The sequence below is a fragment of the Thiohalocapsa sp. genome (assembly GCF_019695415.1).
Lineage (GTDB): Bacteria > Pseudomonadota > Gammaproteobacteria > Chromatiales > Chromatiaceae > Thiohalocapsa.
On sequence record NZ_JAIFKJ010000261.1, the window covers coordinates 1 to 1,412 of the forward strand.

1 protein-coding gene is annotated in these 1,412 nt (G+C 66.5%); it reads left to right on the top strand.

The window, feature by feature from the left end; genetic code table 11:
• Positions 1-357: 357 nt before the first annotated feature.
• On the top strand, positions 358-1,412 hold a 1,055-nt coding region (locus tag I6U14_RS07530; protein WP_296898175.1), incomplete at its 3' end, for a CHAD domain-containing protein.

Consider the following 1,412-nt stretch of genomic DNA (forward strand, 5'->3'; position numbering starts at 1 on the left):
TAGGCCCGGCTCCGTCTGATTTTTGGGCAGGATGCCCAATAAATCAGCATCTCCCCAGGTACGCCGACCTATCCCGCAGGAGCGCCGGCTTGACGAATTCAGCGAAATGCCCAGGCTCGAAGTGACGCGTGCGGCGACAGGCTTTTCAGCAGTCTCGCGATGTCCTCATACACCTGCAGCGCAACCTGAGGCCAAGCCCAATGCCCCGTCCTGCCACGCGAAACCTGAGAAACGAGCGGCCTCCCACACGTAAGCTGGCATGAGTGCTGCTTGGTGATTCGGCAAAGGCCTCTGGCATAACAAGCCTGCGGCACCCGAACGAGACACTCACCCCTGCTAGCGACACCAATTCACGCCATGCGCTTTCAGCTCGATCCACAGGAGCGCCCAGACACCGCGCTGCGTCGCATCGGCGGAGCCCTGATCGACGACGCCATCGCGCAGGTGGACGACCCGAACGTGCCCACCGACGAGGCGGTTCACGAGGCCCGCAAGGACATAAAAAAACTGCGCGGGCTGCTGCGGCTGGTTCGCCCTGCGGCGCCGGACCTGTACAAGACCGAGAACCGGGCCCTCCGTGATGCTGCCGCCCATCTAGCGCTGGTGCGGGACGCCGATGCGGCCCTGGAGACCTTCGACCTGGTGCTGCGCCGCGCTCAACCGAAGTCCGATGAGGGCGCCAAATTCGCGGCAGCCTGTGGGAAGCAGGCGGGCCAACCGTCGCTGCACGATGACGTCGAACCCTTGGAGCTGGGCTCGCTTCGCGCCAGGCTGGTGGCCTATCAGGAAGAGGTGCATGCGGGCGCCGGCGACGTGCCGCAGCGCCTCGCGCAATTCCGCACCCGGATGCGGGAGGCCCGGGCACGCGTTGACAACTGGCAGCTTCCTTGCCCGGACGAGCCCGCGCATGACTTCGACCTGCTCGGACCCGGGCTCGCGAAGACCTACAAGCGCGGTCGTAAGGCCATGCAGCGGGCCTACAAGGAGCCGAGCGTCGAAGCTTTCCACGACTGGCGCAAGCGCACCAAGTACCTCGGCTATCACCTGCGGCTGCTCCAGCCAGCCTGGCCGAAGTTGCTCAAGGCACAGCGCCAGGCGGTCAAGGACCTCCAGAGCCTGCTCGGTGATGACCACGACCTCGCGGTGCTGGCGGAGCTGCTGCGGACCCTGCGGAAGAATGGGCAGCAGGCGAGCGCTTCCTCTGAGGCGGAGCTTGCCTTGAACAGCGAAATGCGCCGACAGAGCGAGCTGCTGCGCCGGCGCGCCCGCGGGCTTGGCAACATCATCTACGTCGACCCCCCCACGCCGCTGCGCCGCCTCCTCGCCGCTTACTGCCCCCAGGCCCAAACCCACGCCTACTGCCCGACTGCCCACCGCCCCCCCCGCCTTCCTAAAGGGGGGTCCCATGGCCG